The 5,241-nt window shown below is 46.9% G+C and carries 3 protein-coding genes and 1 pseudogene; 3 read left to right on the top strand and 1 reads right to left on the bottom strand.

Going from position 1 to position 5,241, the window contains the following annotated elements:
• Positions 1-15 precede the first annotated feature (15 nt).
• The gene (locus tag BACCOPRO_RS02470; protein ID WP_008140588.1) at positions 16-3,018 is read right to left on the bottom strand and encodes an AsmA-like C-terminal region-containing protein; all 3,003 of its coding nucleotides are present in this window, start codon (positions 3,016-3,018) and stop codon (positions 16-18) included.
• Between the two features lie 133 nt (positions 3,019-3,151).
• Here BACCOPRO_RS02470 and glf point away from each other — a divergent pair, with 133 nt between their 5' ends.
• The 3 genes and pseudogenes from glf to BACCOPRO_RS17955 form a co-directional block, all read left to right on the top strand.
• Positions 3,152-4,282, top strand: a complete 1,131-nt coding sequence (gene glf, locus BACCOPRO_RS02465) for a UDP-galactopyranose mutase (protein ID WP_008140586.1) — start codon at positions 3,152-3,154, stop codon at positions 4,280-4,282.
• 183 nt (positions 4,283-4,465) lie between these two features.
• The gene (locus BACCOPRO_RS02460; RefSeq protein ID WP_040311072.1) at positions 4,466-5,008 is read left to right on the top strand and encodes a flavodoxin family protein; all 543 of its coding nucleotides are present in this window, start codon (positions 4,466-4,468) and stop codon (positions 5,006-5,008) included.
• A gap of 15 nt (positions 5,009-5,023) precedes the next feature.
• Positions 5,024-5,241, top strand: a pseudogene (locus BACCOPRO_RS17955) (sugar O-acetyltransferase); the annotation flags it as partial.

Raw genomic sequence — 5,241 nt, 5'->3', positions numbered from 1 at the left:
TGTCCGGTTATTTTTTTATTCTGCCAGTGCCGGCATCTTCCGATTACCTCGGATCATTACTTTCTGAAAATCATTGACGATCCGCTCACCCATATTGATTCGGGTACTGTCGATTCTGCGGATCTCCACTGGAGTTACAGCATCTTTATACTTCGCCTTGCCCAGCTTGATCTTGACATGGTCAAGGTCAGCGGCATTACCAGTCACGTTAACACCGATCTTGAGCAAGGGGATCGGCCATTTCAGAATAGAGATATGATAATCAAAATTCATATCCAGTCCCTGCGTACCGCCTACCGCAGCCTGATAACGGTCAATCTGCAGCAAGAAAGGATAAACCGTTACCTTTCCATCATCCACGGTCAGATTCACTGAAATACTGTCGAACACATTGCGTTCCTTGTTCTTGAAGCGAAGCATCTTCGAGATTTCCGCAAAGGTTTCACCATCCATCAGTACCAGGCTGTCACCCTTGATATGAACAGCCGAGCGCAAAGTCGGTATACGGACATTCAGGTTGGAATCCAGAGAAGTTTCAGCTGCAGCTTCAAAATTAACCATTCCCTGGAAAGAACGAAGCATGGGCACAATCGTGTCCAGTGACGGAATAAAATCCACCAGCTTGCCAATATTGATCTTATGAAGCTTAAAGTCAAAACCGGCATATCCTCTTGACTTCCGGCGTGCCCGGTAAACCAGCGTCGCATCAATGTCTGCATCCAGTCCCCGCATAGTCAGCTTCTTGAGGTGTACAGCCTGATTACGGACATCAACGGCTCCGTGTACATTTTCAAACACCATCTTTCCATATTTCACCCGTTTCAAGTTGGTCTGCAGTTCGAAGTCTATATTCTTCGGGATGACAAACAGTTCCAAAGGCGCCGTATCTGTCGTATCCGTCTCTACTGCCAGTGAGTCTTCCGGGAAATTCAGTGAGTTGATCAGCTGGTTGCAATCCAGATTTCGTGAGTTAATCGACAGATTAGCCCGCAATAAGGTATGCTTCTTCATGGCCTCATAGAGGTTATAGACGGCTCCCGAAGCTGTCAGGTTGGAACGGCCGATTCGCATGGTTGCATTCTTCAGCTTGATCGAACGGTTGCCCACTGTGACCTGAGTCTTTCGGAAAATGATCGGCAATGCAAATTCGGGGGTCTTCACACGCAGGCGGTTAAAACCGATAATACCTTTGGGATCCCACACCGAATCACGGACTTTTTCAGCCGTAATGGCAAATCCTCCTTTATCCATCCCCATCCGCATGGCTCCCATCCGACAGAAAAGTGTATCAGCCTTCATGCTCAATGCCACTTTCGGCATGGCCGGATTCACTTTACCCGGCTGAATGCGTATGGTAGCATTCGTCTTGCGGCAGAAAACTCCCAAAGAGTCTGTCATCTCTCCTTTCAGCTGTTCCAGTTCCAGTTTGCACTCCATGTCGACAATGCGGGTTGTATCCTGCGGATTGGTCGACTTGATACGTGCGGTCAGTTTATCGATTTTCGAGTTAATCTGGTTGGAAGTCAGAGCAATCTTATTGATCTCCATCTTCGCCCCCAGCACCTCATTACCGATAAAAGCCAGGGATGCATCTCCGGTAAACGAGAAGTTATGCGTCGTATCTTTCAGCACCATCTGCTTCATATCCAGCTTTCCTTTCAGTTTCAGACGGCCCAGATCCTGCTTCTGAAGGGCAGACAACCGGCACCGCAGATTCAGATCCGCATCCACCTTTCCGCCTAACGTTACTCCCGGCTGTAAAGGAAATGCCTGCGACAGGGAAGTCAGGTCTATCGAAGACTTCGTATTGAAAGTAATATCAGGATCTCCCAGCAAATCCTCTATTTTTGCATCAGCCAGAATATCGGTATGCGCTCCCTGAAAACGGAAAATCTTGAGATCTGCATAGGATGGTTTCTTTTTCATCAGGTCAATAAAACCAGCAAAATCTGCCGAAAGCAGGTCGATACCATATGGCAGTCCTTCATATTTGGCCGAAGCATCGTTTACCTGTACTTTCAAGGTTATTTCCGGCATCTGCTGTTTTCCGTACAAACCCTTTAATGTGCCGGCAACCTTCACCTCACCTTTTGCAGCAACCTTGGTATCTTTCATAATACTTCTCGGAATCATCCGAAGAACAGTCTCCAACGACGGAGCATGCAATCCATAGGTCAAATCTACTGCTGCCGCATGATTGACCGTATCCCGGCGAATCGTTCCGTCCACATCCAGCGCCACTCCGTTAACAGAAAGCCGCGTATCCTTCAAAGTCAGCGTACGGGTCTGCCTGTTCAGATCAAGATTGGTTTTCAGTTCCGTTGCCATACGGCGCAAGAGCAACCGGCCATCCTGCCAGAATATTATATTCCGGTTCTTAAAGTCCAGAGCCAGATCAGAATGTCCTTTCCGAAGCGAAGCTTTCAGGTTCAGGTCAGCATCCGTTACACGTGCATACAGCCGGGTGTCCCGATCATCAAACACCACATTTGCCCGCTTGAACGCAACCCGGTTGATATTAATCTCACTGATATCCGGACGTTCCTGCCCGGCCGTATCTTCTACGGCTGTCGTATCTGCAGCTACGATGTCCCAGTTGGCAACACCTTCCTTATTTTTAAAAGCATATACCGATGCATCTTCCAGGCCCAGATAATACAAACTGATCTTCTTATCTTTCAGATAGTCTATCGGGTTAATGACAACCACACACTTCTTGAACGATACCAGAGAGTCCGTACGCTCCCACAACGTATCCCGAATGGCTTTCGAAACCAATGATCCGTCCGTAAGTTTCAGGCCGAAACGCGGGAAAGTAGAGAAGAAAGTCAGTTCCACACTTTCCATATCCAGCCTGGCACTCATGGACTGATTGGCCACCCGCAAAACTACAGGAGTCAGCCTCGAAGGGGTAAATACGAAGTTGACGGCAATGGTAACTACCGCCAGAAACACAACGATCAGCGCCCCCACCGCAATCGCTGAAATTTTAATGGGTTTAAGAATTTTCCTGTTCATACTGATACTTATATTTAAATAAGGTATGCAAAGATAGTCAATTAAAAAAGAATGGATATTTGTTTCTCTGAAAAATAAGTGTTAGTTTTACTTCATTGAAAACTCCAAACGTATAGGATCACAACAAACCGATATGAAACATTACGATTATCTGATCGTAGGCGCAGGACTGTTCGGAGCAGTCTTTGCCTACAAAGCCAGACAACAGGGAAAGAAATGTCTGGTCATTGACCGCCGTCCGCATTTAGGAGGAAACATTTATTGCGAAAAGATTGAAGACATCAATGTACATAAGTACGGAGCACACATCTTCCATACCTCCAACAAGGAAGTGTGGGATTTCGTCAATTCCATTGTGGAGTTCAACCGATACACCAACTCTCCCGTGGCCAATTATAAGGGAAAACTTTATAACCTTCCGTTCAACATGAATACATTCTACCAGATGTGGGGAATAACAACCCCGGCAGAAGCAGTTGCCAAGCTGAACGAACAGAAGGCTGAAGCCATTGCCCGCATGAAAGCACAAGGTATCTCCGAGCCGCGCAATCTGGAAGAACAGGCCCAGCTTCTCATCGGAAAAGATATCTACGAGACACTGATCAAGGGATACACCGAAAAACAATGGGGACGAAAATGTACGGAACTTCCGGCATTCATCATCAAACGTCTGCCTGTCCGCCTGGTGTTCGACAACAACTATTTCAATGATAAATACCAGGGTATTCCTGTCGGCGGATACAATGTACTGATCGAGCGACTGCTGGACGGTGTTGAAACCCGGCTGGAATGCGATTTCTTTGTACATCGGGATGAATTGACCGCACAGGCAGAACAAATTGTTTTCACCGGTGCCATCGACGAATTCTATCAGTACCGCTTCGGAAAACTGGAATACCGGACCGTTCATTTTGAAACAGAAGTCAAGGATTGCAGCAATTATCAGGGAAATGCCGTAGTCAACTATACAGAACGTGAAGTGCCTTACACCCGGGTGATCGAACACAAGCATTTCGAAATGTTCGGTGCTGAAGTGGATGATTGCCCCAGAACTGTCATTTCGCGTGAATACAGTTCAGAATGGCAGGAAGGCAGCGAACCTTATTACCCCGTCAACGACGAGCGGAACAATGCGCTTTACCAGAAATACAAGGCACTGGCCGACGAAGAAAAAAATGTCATCTTCGGAGGGCGCCTTGCCGAGTATAAATATTATGACATGCACCACATTGTGGAAAAAGCACTGAACCATTTCCGTTCCTGACCGGCGGGATACAGCAGACTTTTCCTTTCACTCCGGATGATATTTCCCGTATCATCCGGAGTGACTGCTTTTAGAGAAAGCAGTAATTGTGGTCATAGAATCCGTAATCTGTCTACGCGTCCAACCGCAAAAAGTCACTAACTTTGTAAGTACATTAAACAATAATCTTGATACACACTGAATATGACAAAAAAAGTATTGATTCTCTCATCCAGCCCCCGCCGTAAAGGCAACTCCGACTCACTTTGTGACGAATTTATGCAGGGCGCCATTGATGCCGGCCATCAGGTAGAAAAAATTTTCCTGCGCGACAAAGTAATTCATCCCTGCATAGGATGCGATGTATGCAGCAGCCAGAAGAAACCCTGCCCGCAAAATGATGATGCAGCAGAAGTCATCCGGAAAATGCTGGAGGCAGAAGTCATCGTCATGGGAACTCCGGTTTATTTCTATTCCATGAGTGCCCAGATGAAAACGCTTATCGACCGGTGCTGTGGTCCTTACACGGAAATGAAAAACAAGGAATTCTATTTCATTGCCACGGCTGCAGAAGACGATGAAAAAATTATGGACCGCATTGTAACCAGCTTCAGCGGATTCCTCGACTGTCTGGAGAATCCGGCAGTCCGTGGAACGGTCTTTTGCGGAGGAGTCTGGCATGCAGGTGAAATCAAAGGAAATGCAGCTCTTCAGAAAGCGTATGAAATGGGGAAAAACATCAAATAAAAAATCTGCAAGTCTATGGAACTGGAAGCTTTTCTTCAGCATGCAAAAGAGCGTAAGCCTCTGAACACACCGGAGATCTATGAATTCATGAACCGGGCCAGCGACGAAGCACGCCGCATCACATTTGAACTCAACGGTGCATATCATTCCATGCCCGAGGTCAGAGACTTGTTTGCCCGCCTGTTCGGAAAACCGGTTGATCCCTCTTTCCGGGTGTTTCCTCCGTTCTACAC

This window comes from Phocaeicola coprophilus DSM 18228 = JCM 13818 (assembly GCF_000157915.1).
GTDB classification, from domain to species: Bacteria; Bacteroidota; Bacteroidia; order Bacteroidales; family Bacteroidaceae; genus Phocaeicola; species Phocaeicola coprophilus.
Note: the sequence above shows the minus strand (reverse complement) of the source record. Positions and strands in the feature narration are given on the sequence as shown.